The organism is Gordonia otitidis (genome assembly GCF_020735545.1).
GTDB classification, from domain to species: Bacteria; Actinomycetota; Actinomycetes; order Mycobacteriales; family Mycobacteriaceae; genus Gordonia; species Gordonia otitidis.
Genome location: NZ_CP085974.1, coordinates 1,780,076 through 1,805,449, shown reverse-complemented (window position 1 = coordinate 1,805,449; position 25,374 = coordinate 1,780,076). Strand labels below are relative to the sequence as shown.

Sequence of the window (25,374 nt, the reverse complement as noted above, 5' to 3'; positions counted from 1 at the left end):
GGGAAACGCGCGATGCGGCGGTCGCCGGGGGTGACCGCCGCATCGGCGTAGGGAGATGTCTGCGCTCAGGCGGAGACGACGAGTCCCGGGCCCTGCTTGGTTGCGGTGGCGAAGCGCTCGGCGGCGTCCGCCCAGTTCACGACGTTCCACCAGGCCTTGACGTAGTCGGGCTTGACGTTCTGGTAGTCGAGGTAGAAGGCATGCTCCCACATGTCGAGCATGACGATCGGGATGATCGCTGCGGGGATGTTGCCGCTCTGGTCGGTGAGCTGCAGAATCACCAGGTTGCCTGCGATGGTGTCGTATCCGAGGATCGCCCAACCGCTGCCCTGCAGGGTGGTGGCTGCGCTGGTGAAGTGCGACTGGAACTTGTCGAAGCTGCCGAACTGTGCGTCGATCGCGGCGGCGAGATCACCTTCGGGCTTGTCGCCGCCGTCCGGCGACAGGTTCTTCCAGAAGATGGAGTGGTTGGTGTGACCACCGAGGTGGAAGGCCAGCGTCGCCGACAGCCCGTAGACCTTTCCGGCGATGCTGCCGTCTTCGCGGGCCTCTGCCAGCTTGGCGAGGGTGTCGTTGGCGCCCTTCACATAGGTCGCGTGGTGCTTGTCGTGATGGAGTTCCATGATCCTGCCGGAGATGTGCGGCTCGAGTGCCGCGTAGTCGTACGGAAGATCCGGCAAGGTGTATTCAGCCACGGTTTTCCTCTCTCTGCGCAAGCCTTCGAGTCTGTGCTCAACCTTCGAGCGCTCATACCGTCGGGCTCTGCGTTCGGGTACTGCTCTGCGTTCGATACTGCTCTTGGTCACGCGCGGAAGCCTGTTTCCCGGAGGTGGAGTACTACCGCGCGGGTACTTCCAATCTTCCGCAGACAGTGGTGGAATGCAACAAACTCGCGCCAACTAACCTCAAGTCCTGTTGAGGTTCGCGGCCGTGTCCGGCGCGAATGCGATCGTGAAAAGTGTTGCGGTGCATCCCGAGTCGCTCATACGAGCATGAGTACGAGTAAGAGGACGAGAAGCCCCACGATGCTGAGTCCGATCGTGAGGCACGAGTGTCGCACATTGTAAACGGCGCTCGGTACACCCGGGCGGGTCGACATCAGTCGCGGCTGGCGCGATGCATTCAATGCCATCCGATTCCCGTCTCGAGTGGACGACGGCGACGCCGTCGTCGGGCTGAAAGTGACCGGTGTCACAGGGGCTACGTTTAGCCAGAATAATAGACACAGGTGCGGCTATGACTCAAGTCACCATGGTCGTGCGCACCGAGGGCTCACGTACAGTCGTGGTCATGATGCCCTCTGACCTGCCCATTCGCGCGTCCGGGTACGACTCCGAGCTGGCTGCGGACGGCTCGATCAGACGGTGACGGAGCGGATCACGGCGCGGCAGGCCAATCGAACACTGCTCGCGCGTCAGCACCTCACACAACGTGTCGACGAGGATGCCATCGAGGTCATCGACCGTATCGTCGGGATGCAGTCGCAGGATCCGTCGAGCGCCTTTTACGGCCTCGCGTCGCGGATAGCGGGATTCGAGCCGGACGAACTCGACGCACTGCTCAACGAGCGTGAGGTGGTGCGAATCGCGTTGTTACGCAACACGGTTTTCTTGATCGATGGCGAGGACGCCCGGTGGATCAGGGCGCTGGCGCAAGACACCATCGACGCCGGTGTGCGCGCAAACCGTCGGCACGACCTGGCGTCGTCGACGCCGGATCGGGTCGTCGCCGACGCCGCGGAACTGCTCGCCGGACGCGCGCTCGGGCTCGCCGAGCTCAAGGAGGCATTGCAGCGTCGACATCCGGATGAGAACCCAGCGACGCTGGCCACCCACGCGAGGTGTGGTTTGCCGCTCGTGCAGGTGCCGCCCCGCGGGTTGTGGAGGCGAGGAGGTGCTCCGACCTATCAACTCCTCGACGACTGGATCGGTCCCGGGGAGCCGGCCGTTGTCGGTGACGAAGCGCGAAAAGAGCTGATACGCCTGTATCTTCGCGGTTTCGGTCCGGCGTCGGCGAAGGCGATCAGCACCTGGTCGGGCCTGACGCGACTACAACCGATTTTGAACGCGATGGTCGACGACTGGGAGTTGGAACGTCTCGAGGGACCGTCCGGGGAGGTGCTGTTCGACCTCGATGGTCTCGGACTCGCCGACCCCGACACTCCCGCGCCCGTGCGACTTGTCGGTCCGTTCGATCACGTCCTGGTGGCGCAGGCCGACCGGTATCGAATCGCCGACAAGGACTTCTTCGAGCGCACGGTCACACCCAACGGGCGGTCGCCCGGCTTCGTGCTGGTCGACGGGTGGCTTGCGGGTACGTGGCGGTTGGCCGGGTGCGACGGCGTCGACGTCGAACTGTTCGGCACCGTGACGAAGACACAGCGAGCAGAACTCGACGACGAGATCGAACTACTGCGCGCGTTTCGGGCGAAGCACTGAGCGTTCGACCTCGGGCTCAGTCGCCGGTGCGCGGATTGCGCGAGGTGATGCAGTAGGGCCGCCCCACGGGATCGGACATCACGGTCCAGTGCTCGCGACTCTCAACCAGTCGGGCTCCCCAATCCTCGTGCCGCGCGACCTCCTGGGCGACCGAATTGGTCGCGAGGTCGACATGACCGGTGGCTGTGGGCACAACCCCGAAGTCCTGACGCTGCAGCAGAATGCCGACGGCCAGCTGCGGGTCGCGTTGCAGCCGAACGTATTCGGGCCGCGAGATCCTCTGTGTCTCCCATCCGGTGAGCTGTGCCCAGAACGTGACCTCACGGTCGAACAGGCCGGTGGGCACGTCGATGCACACCTGGTCGATGATGCTGATCGTGTCGTCCGGCCAGCGGATCGGTCGGGATCGTCTGGATTCGCCGGTCCAGTTGACGAGGCAGAAGACGAATCCCGCCGGTGATTCGAGCACGAGTAGGTGGCCGTTGTCGTTGCGGATCGTGGCGCCGAGCCCGACCGCCTCGACGGCCGCGGTTCGCGGGTCGTCGACATGGAGGTCGATGTGAACTCCACCGGGCCCCCTCCCGATGCGTTGGACGCGTAGGTGGGGATCGCCGTTGAACGGTTCGAGAGTGGCGAACTCACGCTGCTCGCCGCGCGGCGGCGACACGGTGCTGCCCGCGATCGCGCGCCAGAACGTGACCTCGTCACCGAACGTGTCGGCCGGAAAATCCAGAAACGCGGTGAGCCACCGGATGTCCACGGACGTGAGTCTACGGTTCGCCCGACAGCCCGGTGGACACGTCTAGACTCGATCCAATGAACGGGGCCGTCGGCAAGATCGTCAAGAAGTTCCAGCACTCGCGTGCCGAGAAAGTCGCCGTGGTGCGTCTCGACGGTGTCATCGGTCATGTGGGAGCGGGACGGGGAATGACCATTGAGTCGGTCGAACCCGCCCTCAAGCGTGCCTTCGAGACGGAGCACGTCAAGGCCGTCGTCATCGTGATCAACTCGCCTGGCGGGTCGCCCGCGCAGTCGGAGTACATCGCCGAGCGCATTCGGCAGCTTTCCTCGGAGAAGGGTGTACCGGTCCTCGCGTTCTGTGAGGACGTCGCGGCGTCGGGTGGCTACTGGATCGCGTGCGCAGCCGACGAGATCTTCGCCGCGCACACCTCGCTCGTCGGTTCGATCGGCGTCGTCTCGTCCGGCTTCGGCTTCAACGAGGTGCTCGACAGGATCGGTGTGCAGCGCAGGCTCTACACGGCCGGCGACAACAAGGCTCGGCTCGACGTCTTCTCGCCGGAGAATCCCGACGACGTCGCGTGGCTGAAAGGCATGCAGTCCGAGCTGCACCAGGCGTTCATCGCGTGGGTCAAGCAGCGTCGTGGCAAGAAGTTGGCGGGCTCCGACACCGAGTTGTTCAACGGTGATATCTGGATCGGGGAGAGAGCCCGCGATGTGGGCCTCGTCGACGGTATCGGGGTCATGCGATCGGTGGTGGCCGAGCGCTATCCCGACGTCGAGATCTCGGTGATCTCCGCGCCGAAGCCGATTCTGGCGCGTCTGCTGAACGGTCCGACCGGTGCTGCAGCGCTCACCGACGCAATCGTCTCGGGCATGCTCTCTGCTGCCCAGAAGGCACAGCGCATCGACTTCCGCTGAGGGCCATCCACAGTTGTCCCCAGGTTGTCCACAGCCTTTGTGATGTCGGCGACACTGTCCGTTACGGCGACGTCATATGCACGATCGCAAAGGGAATATAGTGGTTGACCAACGTTTCGGTGACCGGCATCACATGTCGAGGCCGTGATCGGACAAGTTGTCCACAAATTCACAGCCTCATTCACAGGTTGATACTCCCGCGAGTTGCCTCAAGCGCTGCTTGTCAAACCAGCATGTGGATAGCGTTATGACGACATACATAGATGTCTGCGTGAGGTCCCGTAGGTCCCGGGCAGTGTCAAATCGCGCGTCACGCAATGGATCGACTCCATGCGCAAGGTCGACGGGGCGACGCGCCGGTGGCCGCGGCGGCGGTGGTCATCTTCATCGAGGCGGCAGTGGTCGACTCGCGCGATGTGCCACCATGGGAACGTGAGTATGGGCGACATTCCACAGGTACCGGTGACCGAGTTGCCGGACGATTTCACCGATGAGCCCGGCCGCGTCCTACTCGACGTCCGCGAGGATGACGAATGGAACGCAGGGCATGTGCGGGGAGCGCTGCACATCCCCCTCGGCGAGATCCCCGCTCGTTTGGACGAGATCGACCTCGACTCGGAACTCCTCGTCATCTGCCACTCCAGTGGCCGCTCGATGCGGGTACTGCAGTACCTCGAGCAGGTCGGCGTCGACGGGTCGTGTGTGCGTGGTGGGATGCTCGCCTGGCTCGAGAACGAGAAGCCGGTCCAGACAGGGTCGGGTGACTCGCGATCGTCCGACGCGGGGTCGGCCGGGGACGCGAAGTAGCGACGCCGATGTACGACATGTGTCCGCGATGCCGCATCCAGGCGCCGCACCGGGACGGGCGTGAGCACTGTCCGCGCTGTGGCGGCAACCTGGTTGTGGTGGAGTCGGCGCAGGCGGCTGCCCGTGTGCCGCGCGTGTCGCAGCCGGTCCCCGCTCACATCACGCAGCGGTCCGGGGGGCTGCAGGGGTCGGTACCGTTCCGGCAGCCGACGCCTCGACCGGTCGCGCCGTCGCGGCCAGCGCAGGCTCCACGCATGTACCGCAGCCGCAACGTTCGTTGGGTGGCGCGGCGGCCACCGGAGTCGTTCCCGGCGCGCCGACCGCAGGCGTATCGCGGACCGCGTCTCATCCCGCGCTACACCTACCTTCCGCGCTGGGGCCTGCGCGACGAGCCGATCGACGAGAACCGGATCGACGCACCGGTCACGCACGCCGCTGATGCGCTGCGTACGGCTTTGCTGGCGTGCGCGGGAACGCTCGCGGCGTCGGCGCTGATGCATCTGTTCCGCTATATCCTGCTGGTGATCAACCGCAGCACGCCGCTGCCGGCGTGGCTGATCGTCGTCAGCAGTGCACTGGTGATTCTCGCGGGAGTTCTCGCGCTGATCACTGTTCTCGGTACCGTCGTCGTCTCGGTGCGGTGGCTCGCTGCAGTGCGCGACCGGGCATATCGACGGCGCGGCAACCGCGATCCCCGTCCGCGGTGGCAGATCGTCGTCCTGGCGGGCATTCCGGTCGTCAATGTCGTCGGATCTCCTCTGCTCCTGCACGAGGCGGCCAACGCGGCGGCAGCGGACTGGCGTGAGCGCGGCGTCGACGGCGTGACGCGAGCCGCGCTGGACCGCCTCTGGATCGCGTGGGCCCTCGTCAACGCACTGGCGATCTGGGCGGCAATCACCTGGGCGGTCTCGGTGGGTTCTGGGTCGATCCAGACCGGTGCCGACGCCCTCGCGCTGATCACGATCAGTGCGGCAGTCTCTGCAGTCTTCGCGTTGTGGGCCTCCCGGCATCTCCCGGAAGTACTGAGCTCCGACTCCGAGCCCACCGTCACCAAGCGGTGGGTGGCGGTCGCATGAGCGTGAACGACAAGGTCTCGCGATCGGGAAAGCCCGCCGTCGTCGCGCATCGTGGCGCGTCGTCACAGGCGCCCGAACACACCCTGGCAGCCTACGAACTGGCCCTCGACCAGGGGGCCGACGGCTTGGAATGCGACGTCCGGCTCACTGCCGATCATGAGCTGGTCTGTATCCACGACCGAACGGTCGATCGCACCTCCAACGGCTCGGGCATCGTCAGCGAGATGACCCTCGCGCAACTCCGTGAACTCGACTTCGGTAGCTGGCACGACACCGACACCCCGGCAGTGGTCCTCACTCTGCGCGAACTGCTGACGTTGACCCTCGATTGGCGACGCCCGGTGCGGTTGTTCATCGAGACCAAACATCCCGTCCGCTACGGCAGTCTCGTCGAGCAACAGCTCCTCGAATTGCTGCACGAGTTCGGTGTCGCGTCACCGCCCTCGGCCGATCACAGCCGCGCGGTGGTGATCTCGTTCTCGTCCGCGGGTGTGTGGCGTATCCGTCGACACGCGCCCATGCTGCCGACGATCCTGCTCGGCGACACCGCCCGGGTGCTCGGCGGTTCGGCGGCGACAGCAGTCGGCGCCACCGGTATCGGGCCTTCGGTCGAGACGCTGCGCATGCATCCCGACATCGTCGACAAGGCGGCGGCAGCCGGACGCGTCACCTACTGCTGGACCGTCGACGAGCAGCCCGACGTCCAGCTCTGCGCCGACCTCGGCGTGCGGTGGGTGGCCACCAACCGACCCGCCAAGGTGCGTGACTGGCTGGTGACCGTCGACTGACCGGTACGTGAGAGGGTGGACCAATGGCCAAGAAGAGCAAACGAGGATCAGGTCCGCGTCCCGGTAGTAACCGGGCAGAGCGCGTTGCCGCGCGAAAGGCGCGCGCCGCCGCGACGCTCGAGCCTTCCCCCCGACCGTTCGCGGGCCTCGCTGCCGAGTGTGATCTCGTCGCGCTGAGGTCGTTCGTCAGCTCCGCGACCGCGGTACTCGACCTGGTCGAGCCCGGCCCCACGATTCCCGAACCCACGTCGGTGATGCCAGACGACGCCCCTCGCCCCGCGCCGAAAGCCGGAGAACGCAACGAGGTGCTTCTGGCGACGATCCTCCCCGGTGCCATCCCCGCGCTGGTTCGCGAATTCCGTGGTGCACCACAGGGAGTCGCGGCAACACAGACCGATCCCGAACCGGCGGACGTCAGCTCCGCTCTCGCGCAATCGATCTCGTGGGCTGCACACGCGAAGATCGGCGACGAGTACGCGGGACCGGGTATTGAATCGGGACAGACCCTGGCCGACGTACTGAAAGCCGATGCACCGCTGGACATCATCGTGTATGACGACTTCTCCTGGTGGTTCCCCGACGGTGCCGAGGTTCCCGCGGAGATCGCGCCGATGGTCGAGCGCGCGAGCGACACCGTACTGCCGACGGCGCGGCTGCACCCCAAGAGCGGCATCGGCGCGCCGTGGTGGGTCGACGCGGGCGATCGCGCGCACCTGCGCTGGGTGCGCCCCGAGTCCGAGGACGAACTGATGAACGCGTTGGCGCGACTGCACGCCGCGGGGCGGCTCACGCTCGGTGAGGGCTCGCGCTTCGCGGGCTCGTTCCGCACACACGGACTACTGGTGCCCGTCTTCGATCTCGACAACGAAATGCACCACGAGGAGTGGTACGAAGGCCTCGATCGGTTCGACACCTGGCTCACCGAAGCTCTCGGTGAGCCAGGCGATCTGACGATCGAGGAGCGAAGCTCGCGTGACGGCCTGCGGACCCGTCAGGTGACGATCCGCTGACCGATCAGTTGGCCTTCTGATCGGCCTTCGTCAGGATGACGTACTGGGCCGCGGTCTGCTGGTAGATGTCCTTCTTGTCGGTCCCTGAGATTTCGCCGACATACCGACCGACCTTCACCTCACACCAGTAATAGAGAAGCTCGTTGTCGTTCTTGCTAAGGCATTTGGCCACGGGCAGATTCGGCGGCGCAGCCTCTGCCTTCCACCCGTCGTTGATCTGGCCGCTGTACCACTCGTTGAAGATCCGCGTTCCGCCGTCATCGGTCTTGGCTCGATAGACCGTCGTTCTCTCGACCGCGTTCGCGGTGGAACCCACATCGGTCAGCAGCTTGAACGTGGTCGGCGGATCAGTGCTGCGCAACGCCATTCCGCGCGGGCCGTAGACGGCGCGGGTACTGCCCTGGCTGACCTCTCGCGTCTTACCCTCCTTGAGTTCCTCGTCGGTGTAGGGCAGCGCGTAGATGAGGATGTGATCCTGGTCCATCAGCGTGTTCGACGGGGGCAGGTTCTTGGCCTTGGCCTCCGCCTTGGTGGGCGTGGCGGGGAACTGGTCGATCAACGGACCCTGGAGCGCGATCGCCTTCTTGATAGCGGGTTCGATCGTGTCCTTCTGCGCATTCGACGCCTGGTACCACGTGTAGAGCACGTAGTCGTTGTGTTGCGTGTAGGCGGACACCGACGTCGTGTCGTCGTATCCGGCGTAGGACATGACGCGGCTTCCGGACATCCCGGCGGGATGGATCTCGGTGTTCCTCGGCTGCTTGGCGTTCAGATCGCCCATCTGCTTCACCGCCTCGGCGGCGTCGTCAGGGGTCATGTATCGCAGCACCATGTTGACCACTGATCGCCGGTTGCCCTGGCGGAGGTTGACGTCGGGGGTTCCCGCGGTGGCGACGTAGCCATACAGCATGGCCTTTTTGTTCACGTCGACGCTCGCCACATCCTCGGTGAGGACCCCCTTGAGTGCATTCGTGCCGGTTAACGCGTACGTCGGATTGCTGACGCGCGTGAGGTCCTGGTCGATCTCGAAGGGTGCCACGATGTACTGCGCCATGCGTTGGGCTTCGTACTCGAGGATGTACTCGGTGCCTGGTTTGCCGAACGGGGGTCGCGGATTGGTGGGGTACTTGCCGGTGTCGAGCGCTTTGATGTCGACGGCTGCCTGCGCGGCGGGATCGGCGTCGCTCACGGCGTGGCCGTCCGTCGAGCATGCAGAGAACACGCCTGCCAGGAGCGCACACGCCGCCACCGCAACGGCTTTCCCGATCGGCTTCTGCATGGTGAGCAATTTCCTTTCCACTACTCCCGCGTCGGCGGGTCGCTGAGGAGTGGTTCTCCTCTGCCGAGGAATTGTCGTGTCCGGTCGTGACGGCCGTTTCCCCGCTCAGCAGGCTATTACATGCCGCTCAGTTATGGGCAAGCGCGTCATTTGGGCGTCCGGCTGATGGCGGTTTGGCAGAACGGCACTAGACTCACGCCCTGGCAGGAGGAGTCGAGCTCGTCAGAGGTCTGGACTCGTACAAAGAACCAGGGCGTACGGCGTGACAGTGCTCCGCCACACGAGTGCGGGTAACTGCTACATTTCGCCCGCCGAGACGATCAGAAGTGGACAGAAATGGGCGCACAGACACGCACCGCGGGGGAGAACAAACCCGCAGGCGCGGACGCGTCCGCAATTGTCGAGGCAGCACTGACTGTGCTGCGGGCGTACAAGATGGACGCTGTGGCCGACCTCGCGGCGACGAAACTCTCCCGCGATCGGCAGGCACGCACTGTTGTCGTGGTGGGCGAGGTGCAGCGCGGCAAGAGTTCACTCATCAACGCCCTGGTCGGTCGGCGCGACCTGTGCCCGGTGGGCGTCGAGGTGACGTCGTCGACCGCGGTGTCGGTGACTGTCGACTCCGCGCTCGACGTCGACGAGGCCGCCGAACTGTTCTTCCCGTCCGGAACCCAGCGACAGGTCGAGGTCGGTGAGCTCGCGCAGTGGGTGACCACCGACGGTGAGCAGGTCCTCGACCCGCAGGTCGACGAACTCCCCACGTCCGCGGCCATCGCGATCCGAACAGCCCGTGTCGCGGATGTGACCCTGGTCGATACTCCCGGCGTCGGTGGACTCGACGTCGGATTGGCGAAGCTCGCATCGCAGTCCGCGCAGCAGGCGTGCGTGCTGGTGCTGGTGTGTGATGCGTCGTCCCCCCTCACCGCGCCCGAGATGGCATTTGTCCGCGAAGCGTCGTCGACGGTCGATTCGGTTGTGGTCGTGGTGACCAAAACCGACAAGAACCTGCGCAAATGGCGGGAGATCGTCGCAGAGGACGAGCGCTTGATCTCCCGCGAGATCGGCCGCCCGTTCCCGGTGTTCGGGGTGTCGAGTCTGCTCGCGTCGATCGCAGCGGAATTGCCGGACACCGCGGAAAGCGAACGCCTCGAGCAGGAGAGTGGCATCGCGACGTTGCGTGCCGAACTCTCACGCAGGCTCGACGCAGCCGCCGACCTGCCCGAGGCGGACGCGGTCCGCACCAGTCTCGAAGGTCTGAAAGTGGTGCGCGGCAAGATCTCTCGAGAACTCGACGCAGTTCAGGCAGGGGCGAAGGCGCTTCCGGACCTCACCGCCGAGCGCGATCGACTGACCGAACTGCAGGAGCAGGCACGTGAATGGGAGCAGTACCTCGCGCGAGATATCACGCTGCTCCGACAGCAGGCGGTCGACGATCTCGAGCGCCGTCTCGACGACGTGCGGGACAAGTGGACGCTCTACGTCAACAAGCACGGCATGCAGGTGCTGCGGCGCAGCGAGCAGAAGTTCACCGCCGACATGCACGCTGATCTGCAGTTGGCGATGGCGCAGACACTCGCCGAATTCTTGCAGCGTCTCCATGACACCGTGATCGCGCCTCGGTTCGCCGACGATCCCACGGTGTGGGAAGAGCTGCGTACCCAGATCGTCGAATCCATGCAGGACAAGCGCATCGAGACGCATCAGGTCGCGAGCAAGCGGCACGGCCTGCTCGATCCGACGCTGCTCACGATGGGTGTCGTCGGATCGTCGACCCTCGGCGGGATACTCGGACTGAGCGCGCTCATGGGCGTCGGCGTCGTGGTCGGCACGGTGTGGGTCGGTGTCAATCTCGGATTCCGAGCGATCCGGGCGGGCAAGGCCAATCTGCTCACCTGGTTGCGCGAGACCATTGCCGCGACGAAGGCGGCGACGGGCAGACTCCTCGACAGTGCAGTCGCGCAGGCGCGTCCCGAGATCGTGATCCGGTACCGCAACTATCTGCGCGAGAACATCGAGACCCTGCAGAACACGATCAACGAGGTCCAGAAGACCGCGAAGGCCGACGCCGCGTCACGGGAGAAGACAGTGACCCGGCTGACGTCGAATCTCGAGGTCGTCGACAAACGGATCGCGTCGGCCGAAAAATACCTCGCCGGGGTCAACCGATGAGTGTGGCCCCTGGGAACGACCCGGTGCACGCCGCTCTCGACAGGGGGCTGCGACAACTCGCAGGCCTCGGCGGCGACCTCGTCGAGCATGCGAACTCGATCGGGGCGATCTTGTGGTCGCCACCTCGCGTGGTGATCGTCGGTCGGTTGAAGGCGGGTAAGTCGACGCTGGTCAACGCGTTGATCGGCGCACCCGTCGCCGAGACCGCCGCGCTCGAGGCAACCAACGTGGTGACCGTGTACTCCGACGGCAGCCCATCGCGTGCAGAGGTCGTCGGGGTAGACGGCCGACGCCATCGGGTGGCCGTACACGCCCATCAGCCGGTCGAGCTGCCGCTGCCCTCGTCGGAAATCCAGTTCGTCGAACGGTGGATGCCCTCGGGCTCGCTCCGGCAACTGACGCTCATCGACACACCGGGGTTGTCGACGTTGACGGCGGAGAACGACACGGCCACGAGGCGTGCGGTGATCGACGGTTTCGAGCAGACGCGCACTGCGTCGGTTGACGCAGATGCCGCTGTCTTCCTGTTCGATGCCGCGCCCCGCACCGACGAGATCGAGTTCCTCTCGCAATTGCCGTTCACCCCGCTCAACATGCTTGGTGTCCTCTCGCGTGCCGATTCGTTCGGTGAGGGTGCGCTGGGTAGGCGCGACCCGATTCCGCACGCCGCCGAGCACGCGCGGGTTCTCGCGAAGCAACTGTCGGAGACGGTGAGCGACGTCCTACCGATTTCTGGACTGATGGCGCAGACGAGCCACACGGGGATGTTGACCGAGGAGCTGGCGGCGGCGCTCGCCCTGCTATCCCCGCTGTCACGGCTCGACGTGGTGCGCACCTTCGACAACGACGACGTCCATGGCGTGCTCGCGCCGCAGCTCCGTGCGCGACTGTTGGGCCTGCTCGGCGAGTACGGCGTCCTCAACGGGAGGCAGATCGCCACCCGCGGTGCCGCGGAGCTCAATTCGTGGTTGACGTCGTTGTCGGGTGTCGACCAACTGCGTCGAGCACTGGGCACGTCGACAGCCCGGTTCGCGGTCCTGCACCGGGCACACCGTATCCTTGCCCGACTCGATCAGTTGGCTTTCACCCATCCGGCCCGGGACCACATCCGGACGCTCGCGGTGGGGCTTCGTAACGCACCCGAATTGCATCTGGTCACCGTTCTGGAGGACTACCAGCGCATGCTCCGTACCGATCCGCGCGCAGCGGTGACAGAGGAACTCCGCACGATCCTGCGTGCGACGTCGCCTGCCGGCCGTGTCGGACTGCCGGCAGACGCACCGCAGCATGCGGTCGCCGCCGAGGCGCAGCGTCGACTCGCAATGGCTCATCAGCGGTCGCTCGCCACGAGTTCGGCGGCCGAGGATGCTGCGCTCGTCACACTGATCCGAAGCTATACGACCCTGACCACACCCGATAATCGGTGAGCGCGCAGCTCACGCACCCGACACAGGACACTCACACTCATATGTCATCGACCTGGATTCTGGCCATCGACTTCGGTACCTCGAACTCGGCCGCTGCGCATTCGGGCGCAACGAGCGGCACCATCGAGACGCTCTCGCTCTCGCATGCCAGCAATCTGATGCCATCGAGTGTGTACATCGCCGCGCCCGACCGGATCTCGGTCGGCGACGCCGCGCGCAACCTGGCCCAGCAGAATCCGGTGGGTTTCGTCGCTTCGCCGAAGCGACTCATCACGGGAGCCCCCACGACGACGGTCGCCGGTTACACGTTGCCGTCGGCGCTTCCGGTTGCCGCCGTGATGTCGGCAATCATCAGTCGCGGTAAGGCGGCACACGCCGGACAGCTCCCGACACAGGTCGTGCTGACGCATCCCGAGGCGTGGGCCCCTGCGCAGATCCACGTGTTGGTGGAAGCGGCGATGCGCGCCGGAATCGACGGATCGCGGATCAGTACGATCTCTGAACCACGCGCTGCTGCAGCGCATTACAGTCGATCACACTCGATGCAGCCCGGTGCCCGGATCGCAGTCTTCGACTTCGGTGGCGGCACCCTCGACGTCGCGGTGCTCACGGTCACCGCGGGCAACGCCTTCCAGGTGATCGCGGCGCGGGGCGACAACGGACTCGGCGGCAAGAACATCGACGCCGCGATCCAGCGCTGGGTGGAACAGCGCCTCTCCGACCGGGATCCGGCGCTGGTGGAGTGGCTGCGATCAGCGGCGACAGTCGACGTCATGCAGAGCCTGCAGGAGTCGATCCGCAGTGCCAAGGAACTGCTGTCCGAAGCGCCGTCGGCGACGATCACGATCAACAACACCCCGCAGGGCAGGCAGACGCTCCAGATCACCCGCGATGAGTTCGACGAGTTGATCACGCCCGCTGCCGAGCAGGCTCTTCGCTTGACCAGGGCCACCCTGTTCGACGCCGGTATCACCCATCCCGAGCAATTGACGGCGCTGTACCTCACCGGTGGATCGTCGCGCATCCCGCTCATCCAGCAGCGTCTCGCCGAGGTCGGGCCGGTCGCCACGCTCGACGACCCCAAAACAGTTGTCGCGCAGGGTGCGTTGGTGACCGCGATCGGTGACCGGGGCGCGGATACCCGTGAGCGACCACCGGCGCCGACTGCGGCGGCACTGATGCCACAGGGCGGCACAGAGCCGCCGAGGTCCCCGCAGTACCGGCCGGAACCGTCACAGCCTACGGCTGACCAACGCGGTGCGGCGGGTACGGTGCCGTCGCGGACGGCGGGCGGCAGACGCTGGGGCAGGATCGCGCTGATCGGCGTCGCCGCGGTGGCTGTGGTCGGCATCGCGATAGGTGCCGTGACGCTGTCGAAGGGCGGCGGTGGTGGTAGCGACGATCAGGCGGCCACCGCGACGAGCTCGGCTGCCGCGGGGCAGACGGCTTCGAACGGCAGCACGATCATCACTGACGAGAAGCAGCTGTACAGCACTCTGCCCGCGTCCCTGCAGAACGGCGTGGAGAACTGCCGGAAGAACAGTTTTGCCAACTCCGGTGCGCTGGAGATGATGTGCTCCGTCAAGTCCGACGGCTCGCTGGCTTCCTTGTTCCTGGCGTATTCGGACAGCGACAAGTCCCAGGGCTTCATCACCTTCTCGTCGGATACGAGTGCCGCGCAGTCGACGATCACCGATCTGCGAAAAGGTACGTACAGCGATGGCAAGGGCACTCTGGTCGAGAACACTGCTCGCGATGCGGCTGCGGAGATCGACAAGGATCTCGGAGACGGCTACGGCATCGACTACGCCAACACATCCACGGGGCTCAAGCTGACGGTGTTCAAGGTGAAGTCACTCGATGACGGCAAGACCTTCCTGAGCCGATCCGGATTGATTTCCTGACGCGGGGCACATTTCCCGAACCCCACCGCATCCAATTCCCGAACGCAACAAGCAAGCCCGATCGGCCGGAGCGAACGAAGTCCGACGGGCACGGAGAGAAAGAAGAGTGACATGAGCGGAACACCCAACCCGGAGCTCGCAGGACTCGACGTCGAAGGCAACCTCACCACCGATTCCGTCGAGGACACCAACCACGACGGCGTTCCCGAGACCGTCCACATGCACGACGACGCCGGAAACAAGATCGACGCGGTCATCGGCGACAACGGCGACGTGACCTTCACCGAGAACGGCAAGCCCGCAGGCACCGTCAGCGGCGAAGACGTCGGCGCGGCCGCGACCGGTACCGATCCCGCCGCAGCCGATCCGTCCGCATCCACCGCCGACGCGAGCCAGGCCCCCGCCGACGCACAGGCGCCGACGAGCACGCAGGTCCCGGAGAACGACTCGGCCCCCGCCGACGCTCAGCCGCAGGCCCCGGCGTCGGATCAGGATGCCAAGCCGAGCATCAGCCCCGACGAGCCCTACGAAGAGAAGTCGGATCAGCAGAACCAGGCGAGCCCCGCCGACGCGCACTCAGACAACTCGCAGACCGAGGCTGCCGCTCCGACCGAGGCTGCTGCGCCCGCTGACGCGTCGGCTCCCGCTGCTGCCCCGACCGAGGCTGCCGCTCCGACCGAGGCTGCTGCCCCGACCGAGGCTCCCGCTCCGACCGAGGCTGCAGCACCCACGACGACATCGGCGCCCGAGCAGACGCCCGCCGAGTCCGAGAGTGGCCTGCACGCGGATTCCGCGGTGGACACCGATGGCGACGGCGACGCCGACGTCGTCCATCTCACCGACGATGCGGGCAACCACGTCAACGCCTACCTCGACAATTCGGGCAACGTCACGCTGGTCGAGGGTGACGCCGACGGTGACGGCAAGATGGACACCGTCGCCTACGCCGGCCAGGACGGCACCACCGTCGTCGAATCGGACTCCGATGGCGACGGGCACGCCGATCTGCGTGCGATCCTCGACCCCGCCGGCGAGGTCCGCGAGGTCGACACTCTCGACGCACACGGCAACGTCACCAGCGCAACGCTGGACGTGAACCAGGACGGCACTCCCGACGTCAAGCTCATCGACAGCGATCACGACGGGCGCTTCGACACCACGGTCCTCGACGTCGACCATGACGGTGTGCCCGACACCGTGCTCACCGACACGGACGGCGACGGCAACGCAGACACCGTGAGCTACGTCTACGGCGGCCCGGACGGAACCACCGACCCGTCCGCGCATGACGAGTCGGCCGTCCCGCAGGAGACGTACGGAACCGACGCGGATGCCTACGAAGACCATGGTGCGCACGACGCACATGCCGATGTGCACGGAGATGCCTCCATCTGATCGCTTCCGTCTGATCGCATCAGTCGCGTAACAAGCATTGCTGAACCCATACCGGGCGGCAGCCTCAACCGCAGATCGCGGAGGCTGCCGCCCGGTGATCGTTGCGGCCCGTGTACGAGCGGCGCTCTCTTGAGAAGGCGGATCGGCCATGACCACCACTGTCCCCACACGTGGAACCGTGTGCGTCGAATCGTGCGTGTATGCGCTCGGGGAAACGACGCGGATCACGGTGGGTTCAGCCCCCGACAACGACGTCGTCGTCGTTCACCGGGACGTACACGCCCACCATCTCGTCATCGAATGGCGCGCTGACGCATGGCATCTCGTGAGCGTCGGCGAGGCGCTGCTGGTCACGTCGGGCGCGTCGGTCGTCGACCTCCCGATCGCATCGACGACCGCAGTGCACCTGGGGCCGCCGATGTCGGCGCCCGTTCTCGTCGTCGCACTCGCCGCACACGAGTCGGCGACACCTCCGCCCGACCGTGGCATGTCGTCGTCGACCGGCGTCGACGCCCCGCTTCCGAAGGAACGGAATCAGCACGAGACGGACGCCTCCACGAGATTGGTGACGCTCATCGGCCGCGCCCCGGCCAATGACCTCGTCGTCGACGACGTGCTGGCCTCGCGGCGACATGCGCGGCTCACCGTCGGACCCGGGACGCTGCATCTGGAAGACCTCGGCAGTGTCAATGGCACATTCGTCAACGGTCACAGGGTGGGCCGAGTCGCAGTTGTCGACGGTGACGTGGTCACCGTCGGCAACACCGACCTCGTTGTTCGCGGCAGTGACCTCGTCACTGCCGGGGCGTCCGTCGCAGGGGGAGGCCTGCTCGCCGAAGGCGTCGGCCTCGTCGTCGAGCGCGGCAAGGAACTCCTGCACGACGTCGATCTCGTCGCTCGCCCCGGCACGTTGACCGCACTCATCGGTCCGTCCGGTGCGGGGAAGTCGACGCTGTCGTCGATCGTCGCAGGTCTCAGTGCTCCGACGTCGGGAAGTGTGCTGTTCGACGGCCACGACGTCCATGCCGAGTACGAGTCGCTGCGCACTCGTATCGGCATGGTGCCCCAGCACGACGTGCTGCATCGCAAACTGACTCTCCGCCAGGCACTTCGGTTCGCGGCAGAATTGCGTCTGCCCGAGGATCTGCCTGCATCCGAGCGTGACCGTGTGATCGCGGGAGTTCTCGACGAATTGCAATTGTCAGAGCACCTCGACACCCGTGTCGACGCACTTTCCGGCGGACAACGTAAACGCGCATCGGTGGCGATGGAGTTGCTCACCGGACCGTCGCTCCTCATTCTCGACGAGCCGACGTCGGGCCTCGACCCGGCGCTCGACCGCCAGGTGATGCTCACGTTGCGCAGACTCGCCGACGCCGGCCGCACCGTCATCGTCGTCACCCATTCGCTGACACACCTCGCGCTCTGTGATCAGGTGTTGTTGCTCGCGCCAGGAGGCAAGACCGCATTCTGCGGACGCCCGGCCGACGTGACGTCGGCGCTGGGCAGCAGTGAGTGGGCGGAGATATTCGCTTACGTGGCAAAGCATCCTGATGATGCGCACCGCCGACACCTGGCACGAGCCGAAGGGCGTACCCCGCATCGATGTCGGTCGAGGCCGAATGCTCCGGTCCTGCACACCCCGCCGCAGACAAGTGCGCAACAGCAGGCGAGCACCATCGCTCGGCGGCAGTTGAGGCTGATTTTCGCCGATCGGGGATACCTGACCTTTCTCGCGGTCATGCCCATCGTGCTGGGGCTACTCACATTGGTGATTCCCGGCACTGCGGGTTTCGGCGTCAACACGGCCCAGGACACCGCGGGAGAGCCGCTGCAGATTCTCGTCATCCTGGTGATCGGCGCCTGCTTCATGGGCACCGCGCTGACAGTGCGCGATCTGGTCGGCGAACGCGACATCTTCGAGCGGGAACGAGCCGTCGGGCTCCGGTCCACGTCGTACTTGACTGCCAAGATCGGTGTCTATTTCGGTGTGGCGATCGTGCAGTCGACAGTGATGGTGGTGATCTGCTATCTGGGTAAAGGCCTTCCGTCCGGAGGTGTCCTGGGAGCGGCGCCGCTCGAGTTGCTCGGTGCTGTGGCGACCATCGCATGCGTGAGTGCACTTGTCGGACTTGCTATCTCAGCGACAGTGAAGTCCAACGAACAGACGATGCCGCCGCTCGTCGTCCTCGTCATCTCGCAGTTGGTGTTCTGCGGCGGGCTATTTCGGCTCGACGCTCCGGTGCTGTCCCAGTTCGCGTGGCTGTTCCCCTCCTACTGGGGGTACGCAGGGGCGGCGATGGCGGTCGACTTGCGATCGATCGCCCCCCTGGCCCCCCAGACACGCGGTACACACCTGTGGGAACCTGCCTTCGGCAACACGCTCCTCGTGACCAGCGTGTTGGCCTTGCTCGGCGTGGTGCTCATCGCGTACACGGCGTCGAAGCTCCAGTTGAAGCGCTGAGCGCACCATAAGTGATCCACCTCACACAATTGGTACGACTCCGCGGGCACATTCCGACGGTCCGGCCGCATCCAATCTCTGACAGCGTGAGAAGCGCTCCAGACACAACGAGGAGATCAGATGTACCCCAATCAGAACCAGCCGATGCCCGCCTTCCGTGCCAACCACGCCGGACCCGACGGCCGCACGACCGTCATGCGAACCTCGGGTCGTGAGCTGAACGCCACTCCCGGCCAGCGCCCGTCGCAGCAGGCAAGCGCTCCGGCGTCGGCCGTACCGGTCACCTGCCCGCCGTCGAACATGGGTTGGGCGGCTGCGGCGGTGATCTTCTTCTGGCCGCTGGCCTTCGCTGCTTTCGGACACGCGGGTAGCGTCGCGACGCTGTGGCTCTCCGGCGACCAGGCAGGGGCCCAGCACGCGTCTGACCAGGCCAAGAGGCTCGGGAAGTACGCGCTGATCGTGTTCGCCGTGCTGTTCGTGATCTCGATCGTGCTCTATGTCGCGGTGATCGCGTCAGCGGTGTCGTCGATGGCGGCGTACACCGGCTGAGGCACACCTGGCAGCATCTAAGAGAGAAGGCGGGCGAGCGGTGACATCAACTACCGCCCGCCACTGACGAAGGAGACACGGATGAGCGCTGAGGACGACTCCGTCTTGACTGCGCTGGGCATCTCGCCCGACGACGTGCAGCCGCCTCCGCCTGGAGCGTTCGAGCATGCACTGTCCGTCGCGTTCGAGTCCGACGCGCCGGCAGACGACAGCACGGTCCCGGACATGGACGACGAGCCGGTCGTGCCTGCCGACGACGTCGTCGTGGAAGACGGCCTCTACCACGAGGCGCACGGCGACGATGGTCACAACGACGGCGCCGATCACGATCAGGGCGCGATCGCGGCAGACCCCGCGGTTCTGCACGGCGAGGACGACCCGACCCTGCAGCACGACGACTCGACCGGCGGGCACGACGTCGACCTCGCCGAGCACGACGATGGCGGTGACCACCACGGTGGCGGATTCCACGACGGGGGCGACTACCACCTGTGAGCGGCTACCACCTGTGAGCATTGAATGAGTGAAGTACTGAAGATCGCACAGAGTCTTCGCGCCGGTGACGAATCCGTCACCGGCGCGTCGGTGCATGATTGATCGGGAGTATCTGTGGACGAAGCCGTACTGGTGATGCAGGCGCGCGATGGCGACCAGCGTGCCTTTGCCGACCTCGTCAACGGCCATCGCAACCAGATCTGGGCCGTGTGCCTGCAGATCTGCGGAAACCAGCACGACGCCGAGGATGCGTTGCAGGCAACGCTTCTCGCCGCCTGGCGCAACCTCGACAAGTTCCGTGGTGAGGCGAGATTCTCGACGTGGATGCACCGCATCGCCGCCAACAACGCGCTCGCCCTGATCCGCAAGCGCAAGGCGAACACCACCCTGACGGACTTCAGTGATCCAGAGCAGCCGGTGACACTCGACGCCGACGAGTCGGCACCCCGGTTCGACGAGCAGATCGCCCTCCGCGACGCATTACGCGAAGCGCTACAACAGCTTTCCGACGACATCCGTGAGGCTGTGGTTCTGCGTGAATTCGGCGACTTCAGTTATGCCGACATCGCCGAGCACCAGGGAGTAGGCGTGCAGACGGTGAAGTCGCGGCTCAACCGGGGACGGACCCAGTTGGCCGAGTTGTTGCGCGGGCGCCTGGAAGTTCAGTGAGGATTCTTCATCTGCGCTCTGCGGATTGAGTTCTCGGTCCGCCGACGAGTGTGAAATCCTCCGCAACGGTCGCGGCCAGTTCGACGAATGCGCGTCGAGTCGGTTTTGCGAGGAGATCGAGGTCGACCTCGGCGCCCTCGGACAGATGCTCGTCGAACGGGATCACCTGTACCGCGCGGGTTCTCGCGAGGAAGTGCTGCGCGAGTTGGGTGAGGTCGATACTGGCGCTGCCCCGCCGCGGTCCGCTCAGGACGACGACCGCCCGTGCCACCAGATGGCCGTAACCGTGCGCTTCGAGCCAATCGAGTGTCGCGCTGGCGCTGCGCGCACCGTCGAGGGCTGCCGTCGACACGATGATCAGTGAGTGCGCCAGGTCGAGGACGCCATCCATCGCCGAATGTGACAGTCCGGTGCCGCAATCGGTGAGGATGATGTTGTAGAAGCGTTCGAGGACCCCGATGACCGTGCGGTAGTCCTGTTCGTCGAACGTCTCGGCAGTGGCCGGATCGCGTTCGGAGGCAAGAACTTCCAGGCGGCTGACAGATTGCGACGTGTGTCGTCGGATATCGGAGTATCGGTAGATCTGCTCGTCGAGCAGCACGTCCTGCACCGTCGAGGACGTCTGCTGGGGTACGCGCTGCGACAGCGTGCCGAGGTCGGGGTTGGCGTCGACGGCGATCACGCGATCGCCGCGCAGGCTGGCGAACGTCGAGCCGAGCCCGACAGTCGTGGTTGTCTTCCCGACGCCGCCCTTGAGCGACAGCACCGCAATGCGGAAGTCGCCCTCGACCGGCGCATTCAACTGCCTCACCAGTTCATCGTGGTACACGGTTGCGCGCGACTCGCCGGGGCTGATCGTGCCCCCGGTGATGCGGTGCACCGTACGGCGCCAACCCGACCGCGGTGGTCGACGCGCCTTGCGTAGAAGCATTCCGGTATCAAGACCCGGTGCGCCCTGCTCGTGCTGAGCGGGGGGCGCGCCGAACTGTGGCGGCGGCCCGTACTCGTAGGGCGCGCTCCCCTGCGGTGGTGGACCCTGCCGAGTGGAGGAATTCTGCGGTGGGGCGTCGTTCTGCGGTGGAGTGGCGAACGGGGGCCCGATGAAGGGCGGTCCGGCAAAAGGATGTGCGGCCTGGGGTGGCGCACTCTGGGGCGGAGCACTCTGGGGCGGCGCGGTGAACCCGTGTGCGCGCGCATGCGGGGGCGTCGCTGGGGGAGGGACGTCCGAATCGTGCCGGATGGCATCGTGCCGGGACGCATCGTGTTGGTTCGGATCGTGATCTGCCCGGTCGTGTCCGGCGGCGGGAATCCAACTCGGCAGCGGTTGTCCTTCCGAACGTGGCTCGGTGCGTTCCGATGACGTGCTCATGTCCGGGGAAGCCGCGGCCGAGTGAGATGGTGCCTCATTGACTGGGGTGGGTGAACCACCCAGCCATGGCGGAACGCTGGGTGCTCGGTTGTTGTCGGCCGTCACGGTACATCCTCGTAATGTCGAAGTTCGGCCCTGACGATACAGCCGGGCCAGTGGCGGTGCGGAATCGCAAGGGTGTGAGAAGGGGCCTTTGTCATTCACCCGATTGCGCCACCCTGATTCGACAGCAGATCCTTCGGAATCTCCTTGCCGCTCCGGATGGCGTCGAAGAACTGTGTCGTGTTGTCGCCGACCGCGAGTGAGTCGCCGTCGTCGGTCTGCTCTGACCCCGCCGTCGGCGTCGTGGTGGTGATCGGGTCGTCACTGAGCCACCAGGCGAGCATGCCGAGGTGCCACAGATGGGTGCTGTTGTCGACGGTCAGGCCGTCGACGGCTCCGCTGATGAACGGGAACAGCCGGAACGGATTGAGGAGCACGCCGGGGCTGGTGGCCTTCGACATCAACGCCGACAGGAACTTTCGCTGGTTGACCACGCGCTCGAGGTCGGCGTTGGGGAATGCGCGGGTGCGGACAAGGCCGAGCGCCTGCTGACCGTTGAGGTCATGGCAGCCCTTCGACAGCCTGAGTCCCGCCTTGGGGTCGTTCAGCGACTGGTCGATGCAGATGTTCACGCCGCCGACGGCGTCGACGAGGGTGTCGAAACCGCCGAATCCGATCTCGGCGTAGTGATCGATCCGAATGCCGGTGAGCTGCTCGATGGTCTTGGCGAGCAGTTGCGGACCGCCGAAGTTGTAGGCGGCGTTGATCTTGTGGTTGCCCTGCCCGGGGATGGGCACGTAGAGGTCGCGCGGGATGCTGATCAGCGCGGCCTTACCGCTGCGTGCCTTGTAGGCGAGCATGATGGTGTCGGTGCGCGATCCGTCGCTGTCGCCGGTGGCCAGATTGTCCTTCTGCTGCTGGGTCAAGCCCTCGCGGGAGTCGCTGCCGACGATCAGCCAGGTGGTTCCGGGAGTATCGGTCGGGCGTCCGGCATAGCCGGGCAGGGCGTCGACGCGGTGCAGTTTGCTGTCGTAGTAGAAGAGCAGCCCCACGGATCCGACGACGATCACGAGGAGGATGACCAGGATGATCCTGCCGATGCGTCGGGGTCGTCCGAGCTTGGGCCGACGCAGGCGTGGAATGCGTCGTCGGGGTGGAGACGCCGGAGCCTCACCACGGCCGCGATCGGGGCGTCGAGGTGGAGACGATGCGCCGCCGCGACCCGGCCGCTGGTTGTCGCGGGAGATGGGCTCCGGCTTCTGCGTCGGTGCGTACGCCCGGGCGGCGTCCGCGCCCGCTACGGCTCCGAGGGCTGCGGGTGCACGTCCTGCGTGGTCTCGGTCCCGCTGACCGGCGTGATCCCGGTCCCGCTGGGCGGGCGCGGGGCGCGGGGCGTTGGTCGGTGCGGGGCGGCGAGGACGTCCCGGCTGCGCTCGGTCCGGGGTCGCCGACCATGCCAGGGGTGGCTGATACTCCCCGACCCGTCGCGCCCGGTCGTTCTGGGCGGCACCGGCCACGTGGCGGGTCGGATCGTTGGCATCCGGCGGTGCGGGGCGTCGGGGTTGTTGTCCGTGTGATCGCGGATCGGGTCGCAGGCCGGGCGGCTGCTGGGACGGGTTGTGGGGCCGTTGTCCGCCAGGTGGCGCAGGGGCCGGATTGCGTCTCTGACCTGCGGGAGCAACGTGCCGACCCGGAGGTGAGGGTGCCGGATTCCGCGGCTGCTGGTCGCGCGGTGGCGGACCACCGCGGCGGCGCATGTAGCGCGGATCTGGCTCGTTCATCAGATCAAATGTACGCAACGCCCTGCGCGGGAGCGTCATTCACGGGATGCACGGTGGCCGGGTCGTCGCCCACCTGGTGCGGATTCTCAGCCCACCCACGAGAGATGGTCATGCAGTAGCGCGTATCCGAGGAACGCGACGACGTCGATCACGGCATGGGCGATGACCAGCGGCCACACCCGGTTGGTGAGTTGGTAGTAGCGGCCGAAGACCAACCCCATCACGAGGTTCCCGACGCCTGCGCCGACGCCCTGGTAGAGGTGATAACCGCCACGCAGGACGGCGCTGGCCGCGAGCGACACGTTCTCCGACGCTCCGAGCTGGCGCAGCCGGGTGATGAAGTAGGCGACCACGATGATCTCCTCCGCGGCGGCGTTGCCGACGGCGATGAGGATAAGGACCGGCCAACGCCACCACGGGCCGTCGACCTCGCTCGGAACGAGGTGTGCGTTCATTCCCAGCGCCCGAGCAGCGGCGACGAGCGCCAGACCGGGCAGCCCGATCACGGCGGCGAGTATCAGCCCCGGCGGGACGTCGCGGCCTGCCGGACGGGTGAGTCCGATCGCGCGTGGCTTCAGCCCCGAGCGCCACAGGAGATAGACGCCGAGCCCGGCAATGGCGAACAGTCGGACCGCACTCATCAGTTGGCGCAGGAAATCGATCAGTCCCACCGACGACCGGCTCGGGTTCAGCGCGACAGTCGCGTTGCCGATACCGCTGGTCAGTTGCAGTTCGATCAGCGAGAGCATCGCGGAGATGGCCGAGAACCCGAAGGTCAGCACGCCGACGATGGCGAGCTCGAGGATCAGCGCGCGTCGCTCGCGGGAGTCGGTGACGACGTCGACGACCCGTTGCGCAACAGGCTTGAGCAGCGTCGTGAGTCCGCGCTTCACCTCGGCCATGGCCGACAGCCTACGGCTGATCGGATCGCCATCTGCGCCGGGCGCGGACGCTTCGGCGTACCCAACCGGGCGGACGCTGCACGTCGGAGAAAGAGTCGGGCGCGCGGTCGGGCAGCCCTCCCGACCGCGCGCCCTGGCAGTCCAGCCGATCTGGACGAGGGGTCATCCGATCCGACTGGGCGGGGGTGGTCTCGGTCAGTCAGGCAGGCTGTTCATGTACGGGCAGCCTGCCAGGTTGCGCAGTGCCCGGGACAGTTCGCTGACGTCGTTCACCGGATGCGGGAACGGGAGCCGGACGTCGGAGTCGCCTGCCGAGCCCTCGACGCGGAATCGCAACCCGAAACGGTCGAGTCCGAGCGGGCGCACCCGGCCTTGCCGCAGATGGCGAGGAAGCCGGCGTGCCAGTTGTCCGACGATGTCGGCGTGCGCGGCGTCGAGGTGGCTGATCCACTCGTTCTCGTACTCCCAGAACGGGTCGGGTTCTGCGCGGGCCAGCTCGTCGGCCGGTACCGACGCCGCACCCGCGCCGCACGCGACGACGGCGGTCTCGATCTGCAAGCGCATCATCGACCGTCCGTGTCCGATGTCGAGGAGCCCTTCGTCGGGGTGCTCGGTGGCGATCTCGACGGCCAGGTCGCGTTCCAGATTCGCCGGGATGTGGTGCAGGCGTCCGTTGAGCCAGATCAGCGAGCGGACCCGCTCACGCAGGTCGATGGGGGCACAGTCGGTGATCTCGACCATCGCGGGTAGGCCGCCGGTGCTGTCGGCAGCGGCTCGCATCGCCGGACCTGCCGTCGGCACCAGGAGAAACGCCTGGGTATCGAAGAGATGGACGAGGTCGACCTGGGTCGGGGTGGCGAGATCCGCTGCGGTGTCGTGTGGTGTCCGCGCGTTCTGCGAGGGCTCGACGGCCAGCATCGCGCTACCGGCCCTCCGGCATGCGGTGGCGATGACCTCTGCCTCCGTCGGTCGGTCGGTGACGGCTCGTGTCATGCGGTGCTCACTCCCGTTCGGCTGATATGCAGTCCAGCTCATAATAGGTAATCCTAACCTAAAGTGATTGCGAGCGATCCGTCAATGGTTCAACTCAGGCGGGGTTTCACTTCGCCGGGTCGTCCGCGCAGGTCAGACAGATGTTCATCTGGCGTCGA

General features: G+C 66.0%; 22 protein-coding genes. 15 read left to right on the top strand and 7 right to left on the bottom strand.

What is annotated here, in order from left to right; genetic code table 11:
- Nucleotides 1-65: 65 nt before the first annotated feature.
- Nucleotides 66-695 (bottom strand): superoxide dismutase, encoded by a 630-nt coding sequence (locus LK459_RS08215; RefSeq protein ID WP_007240102.1) that lies wholly within the window; start codon nt 693-695, stop codon nt 66-68.
- A 541-nt stretch (nt 696-1,236) separates the two neighbouring features.
- Between LK459_RS08215 and LK459_RS23155 the strand changes: the two genes are divergently transcribed.
- Together LK459_RS23155 and LK459_RS08210 are read left to right on the top strand one after the other, a co-directional pair.
- Nucleotides 1,237-1,368 carry a hypothetical protein gene (locus LK459_RS23155; protein ID WP_265416860.1) on the top strand — a complete coding sequence of 44 codons (132 nt, stop codon included), beginning with the start codon at nt 1,237-1,239 and terminating at the stop codon, nt 1,366-1,368.
- Entirely contained in the window at nt 1,365-2,438 is a 1,074-nt protein-coding gene (locus LK459_RS08210; RefSeq protein WP_227922688.1) for a winged helix DNA-binding domain-containing protein, read from the top strand. Before LK459_RS23155 ends, LK459_RS08210 begins: the two co-directional genes overlap by 4 nt.
- Before the next feature lie 16 nt (nt 2,439-2,454).
- Here the strand turns inward: LK459_RS08210 and LK459_RS08205 are convergent, their stop codons facing one another.
- A complete protein-coding gene (locus tag LK459_RS08205) occupies nt 2,455-3,198 on the bottom strand; it encodes a VOC family protein (protein WP_227922686.1) in 744 nt (247 codons plus the stop codon).
- Between the two features lie 56 nt (nt 3,199-3,254).
- Between LK459_RS08205 and LK459_RS08200 the strand changes: the two genes are divergently transcribed.
- The 5 genes from LK459_RS08200 to LK459_RS08180 all read left to right on the top strand — a co-directional run bounded on the left by LK459_RS08200 (nt 3,255) and on the right by LK459_RS08180 (nt 7,778).
- The gene (locus LK459_RS08200) at nt 3,255-4,097 is read left to right on the top strand and encodes a S49 family peptidase (protein ID WP_227922684.1); all 843 of its coding nucleotides are present in this window, start codon (nt 3,255-3,257) and stop codon (nt 4,095-4,097) included.
- 438 nt (nt 4,098-4,535) lie between these two features.
- A complete protein-coding gene (locus tag LK459_RS08195) occupies nt 4,536-4,904 on the top strand; it encodes a rhodanese-like domain-containing protein (protein WP_227923634.1) in 369 nt (122 codons plus the stop codon).
- A gap of 254 nt (nt 4,905-5,158) precedes the next feature.
- Entirely contained in the window at nt 5,159-5,980 is an 822-nt protein-coding gene (locus LK459_RS08190) for a DUF4328 domain-containing protein (RefSeq protein ID WP_227922683.1), read from the top strand.
- Nucleotides 5,977-6,768: a glycerophosphodiester phosphodiesterase family protein gene (locus tag LK459_RS08185; RefSeq protein ID WP_007240108.1), complete on the top strand. Its 792-nt coding sequence runs from the start codon at nt 5,977-5,979 to the stop codon at nt 6,766-6,768. Before LK459_RS08190 ends, LK459_RS08185 begins: the two co-directional genes overlap by 4 nt.
- A gap of 23 nt (nt 6,769-6,791) precedes the next feature.
- Nucleotides 6,792-7,778 carry a DUF5926 family protein gene (locus LK459_RS08180; RefSeq protein WP_227922681.1) on the top strand — a complete coding sequence of 329 codons (987 nt, stop codon included), beginning with the start codon at nt 6,792-6,794 and terminating at the stop codon, nt 7,776-7,778.
- A gap of 4 nt (nt 7,779-7,782) precedes the next feature.
- Here LK459_RS08180 and LK459_RS08175 read toward each other — a convergent pair whose 3' ends face one another.
- Nucleotides 7,783-9,057 (bottom strand): DUF7373 family lipoprotein, encoded by a 1,275-nt coding sequence (locus LK459_RS08175; RefSeq protein ID WP_227922679.1) that lies wholly within the window; start codon nt 9,055-9,057, stop codon nt 7,783-7,785.
- A 336-nt stretch (nt 9,058-9,393) separates the two neighbouring features.
- On the opposite strand from LK459_RS08175, the gene LK459_RS08170 reads away from it, so the two are divergent.
- The 8 genes from LK459_RS08170 (at nt 9,394) to LK459_RS08135 (ending at nt 20,129) form a co-directional block, all read left to right on the top strand.
- Nucleotides 9,394-11,226, top strand: a complete 1,833-nt coding sequence (locus tag LK459_RS08170) for a dynamin family protein (RefSeq protein WP_227922677.1) — start codon at nt 9,394-9,396, stop codon at nt 11,224-11,226.
- Complete coding sequence (locus tag LK459_RS08165; protein WP_227922675.1) at nt 11,223-12,653, top strand: GTPase; 1,431 nt, start codon at nt 11,223-11,225, stop codon at nt 12,651-12,653. The genes LK459_RS08170 and LK459_RS08165 overlap by 4 nt, the downstream gene beginning before the upstream one ends.
- A 41-nt stretch (nt 12,654-12,694) precedes the next feature.
- A complete protein-coding gene (locus tag LK459_RS08160) occupies nt 12,695-14,557 on the top strand; it encodes an Hsp70 family protein (protein ID WP_039994322.1) in 1,863 nt (620 codons plus the stop codon).
- Between the two features lie 111 nt (nt 14,558-14,668).
- Nucleotides 14,669-15,952: a hypothetical protein gene (locus LK459_RS08155; protein WP_227922673.1), complete on the top strand. Its 1,284-nt coding sequence runs from the start codon at nt 14,669-14,671 to the stop codon at nt 15,950-15,952.
- 148 nt (nt 15,953-16,100) lie between these two features.
- Nucleotides 16,101-18,416, top strand: a complete 2,316-nt coding sequence (locus LK459_RS08150) for an ATP-binding cassette domain-containing protein (protein ID WP_227922671.1) — start codon at nt 16,101-16,103, stop codon at nt 18,414-18,416.
- A gap of 120 nt (nt 18,417-18,536) precedes the next feature.
- On the top strand, nt 18,537-18,965 hold the full coding sequence (locus LK459_RS08145) for a CD225/dispanin family protein (RefSeq protein WP_007240116.1): 429 nt from the start codon (nt 18,537-18,539) through the stop codon (nt 18,963-18,965).
- An 81-nt stretch (nt 18,966-19,046) separates the two neighbouring features.
- Nucleotides 19,047-19,460, top strand: a complete 414-nt coding sequence (locus tag LK459_RS08140) for a hypothetical protein (RefSeq protein ID WP_007240117.1) — start codon at nt 19,047-19,049, stop codon at nt 19,458-19,460.
- Between the two features lie 114 nt (nt 19,461-19,574).
- Nucleotides 19,575-20,129 carry an RNA polymerase sigma factor gene (locus LK459_RS08135; protein WP_227922670.1) on the top strand — a complete coding sequence of 185 codons (555 nt, stop codon included), beginning with the start codon at nt 19,575-19,577 and terminating at the stop codon, nt 20,127-20,129.
- Between the two features lie 7 nt (nt 20,130-20,136).
- Here the strand turns inward: LK459_RS08135 and LK459_RS08130 are convergent, their stop codons facing one another.
- The 4 genes from LK459_RS08130 to LK459_RS08115 all read right to left on the bottom strand — a co-directional run bounded on the left by LK459_RS08130 (nt 20,137) and on the right by LK459_RS08115 (nt 25,216).
- Nucleotides 20,137-21,498 carry a MinD/ParA family ATP-binding protein gene (locus tag LK459_RS08130; RefSeq protein WP_227922668.1) on the bottom strand — a complete coding sequence of 454 codons (1,362 nt, stop codon included), beginning with the start codon at nt 21,496-21,498 and terminating at the stop codon, nt 20,137-20,139.
- 200 nt (nt 21,499-21,698) lie between these two features.
- A complete protein-coding gene (locus tag LK459_RS08125) occupies nt 21,699-23,321 on the bottom strand; it encodes an LCP family protein (RefSeq protein ID WP_227922666.1) in 1,623 nt (540 codons plus the stop codon).
- An 86-nt stretch (nt 23,322-23,407) separates the two neighbouring features.
- Nucleotides 23,408-24,223, bottom strand: a complete 816-nt coding sequence (locus LK459_RS08120) for a CPBP family intramembrane glutamic endopeptidase (RefSeq protein ID WP_227922664.1) — start codon at nt 24,221-24,223, stop codon at nt 23,408-23,410.
- 195 nt (nt 24,224-24,418) lie between these two features.
- Nucleotides 24,419-25,216 (bottom strand): DUF2470 domain-containing protein, encoded by a 798-nt coding sequence (locus LK459_RS08115; protein ID WP_227923630.1) that lies wholly within the window; start codon nt 25,214-25,216, stop codon nt 24,419-24,421.
- Nucleotides 25,217-25,374: the final 158 nt, after the last annotated feature.

Bases quoted from the DNA above. Each gene is read 5' to 3' on its own strand.
- LK459_RS23155 (WP_265416860.1), top strand. From the start codon at position 1,237: ATGACTCAAGTCACCATGGTCGTGCGCACCGAGGGCTCACGTACAGTC.
- LK459_RS08200 (WP_227922684.1), top strand. From the start codon at position 3,255: ATGAACGGGGCCGTCGGCAAGATCGTCAAGAAGTTCCAGCACTCGCGT.
- LK459_RS08195 (WP_227923634.1), top strand. From the start codon at position 4,536: ATGGGCGACATTCCACAGGTACCGGTGACCGAGTTGCCGGACGATTTC.
- LK459_RS08190 (WP_227922683.1), top strand. From the start codon at position 5,159: ATGTACCGCAGCCGCAACGTTCGTTGGGTGGCGCGGCGGCCACCGGAG.
- LK459_RS08185 (WP_007240108.1), top strand. From the start codon at position 5,977: ATGAGCGTGAACGACAAGGTCTCGCGATCGGGAAAGCCCGCCGTCGTC.
- LK459_RS08180 (WP_227922681.1), top strand. From the start codon at position 6,792: ATGGCCAAGAAGAGCAAACGAGGATCAGGTCCGCGTCCCGGTAGTAAC.
- LK459_RS08175 (WP_227922679.1), bottom strand. From the start codon at position 9,057: ATGCAGAAGCCGATCGGGAAAGCCGTTGCGGTGGCGGCGTGTGCGCTC.
- LK459_RS08170 (WP_227922677.1), top strand. From the start codon at position 9,394: ATGGGCGCACAGACACGCACCGCGGGGGAGAACAAACCCGCAGGCGCG.
- LK459_RS08165 (WP_227922675.1), top strand. From the start codon at position 11,223: ATGAGTGTGGCCCCTGGGAACGACCCGGTGCACGCCGCTCTCGACAGG.
- LK459_RS08160 (WP_039994322.1), top strand. From the start codon at position 12,695: ATGTCATCGACCTGGATTCTGGCCATCGACTTCGGTACCTCGAACTCG.
- LK459_RS08155 (WP_227922673.1), top strand. From the start codon at position 14,669: ATGAGCGGAACACCCAACCCGGAGCTCGCAGGACTCGACGTCGAAGGC.
- LK459_RS08150 (WP_227922671.1), top strand. From the start codon at position 16,101: ATGACCACCACTGTCCCCACACGTGGAACCGTGTGCGTCGAATCGTGC.
- LK459_RS08145 (WP_007240116.1), top strand. From the start codon at position 18,537: ATGTACCCCAATCAGAACCAGCCGATGCCCGCCTTCCGTGCCAACCAC.
- LK459_RS08140 (WP_007240117.1), top strand. From the start codon at position 19,047: ATGAGCGCTGAGGACGACTCCGTCTTGACTGCGCTGGGCATCTCGCCC.
- LK459_RS08130 (WP_227922668.1), bottom strand. From the start codon at position 21,498: ATGAGCACGTCATCGGAACGCACCGAGCCACGTTCGGAAGGACAACCG.
- LK459_RS08125 (WP_227922666.1), bottom strand. From the start codon at position 23,321: ATGAACGAGCCAGATCCGCGCTACATGCGCCGCCGCGGTGGTCCGCCA.
- LK459_RS08120 (WP_227922664.1), bottom strand. From the start codon at position 24,223: ATGGCCGAGGTGAAGCGCGGACTCACGACGCTGCTCAAGCCTGTTGCG.
- LK459_RS08115 (WP_227923630.1), bottom strand. From the start codon at position 25,216: ATGACACGAGCCGTCACCGACCGACCGACGGAGGCAGAGGTCATCGCC.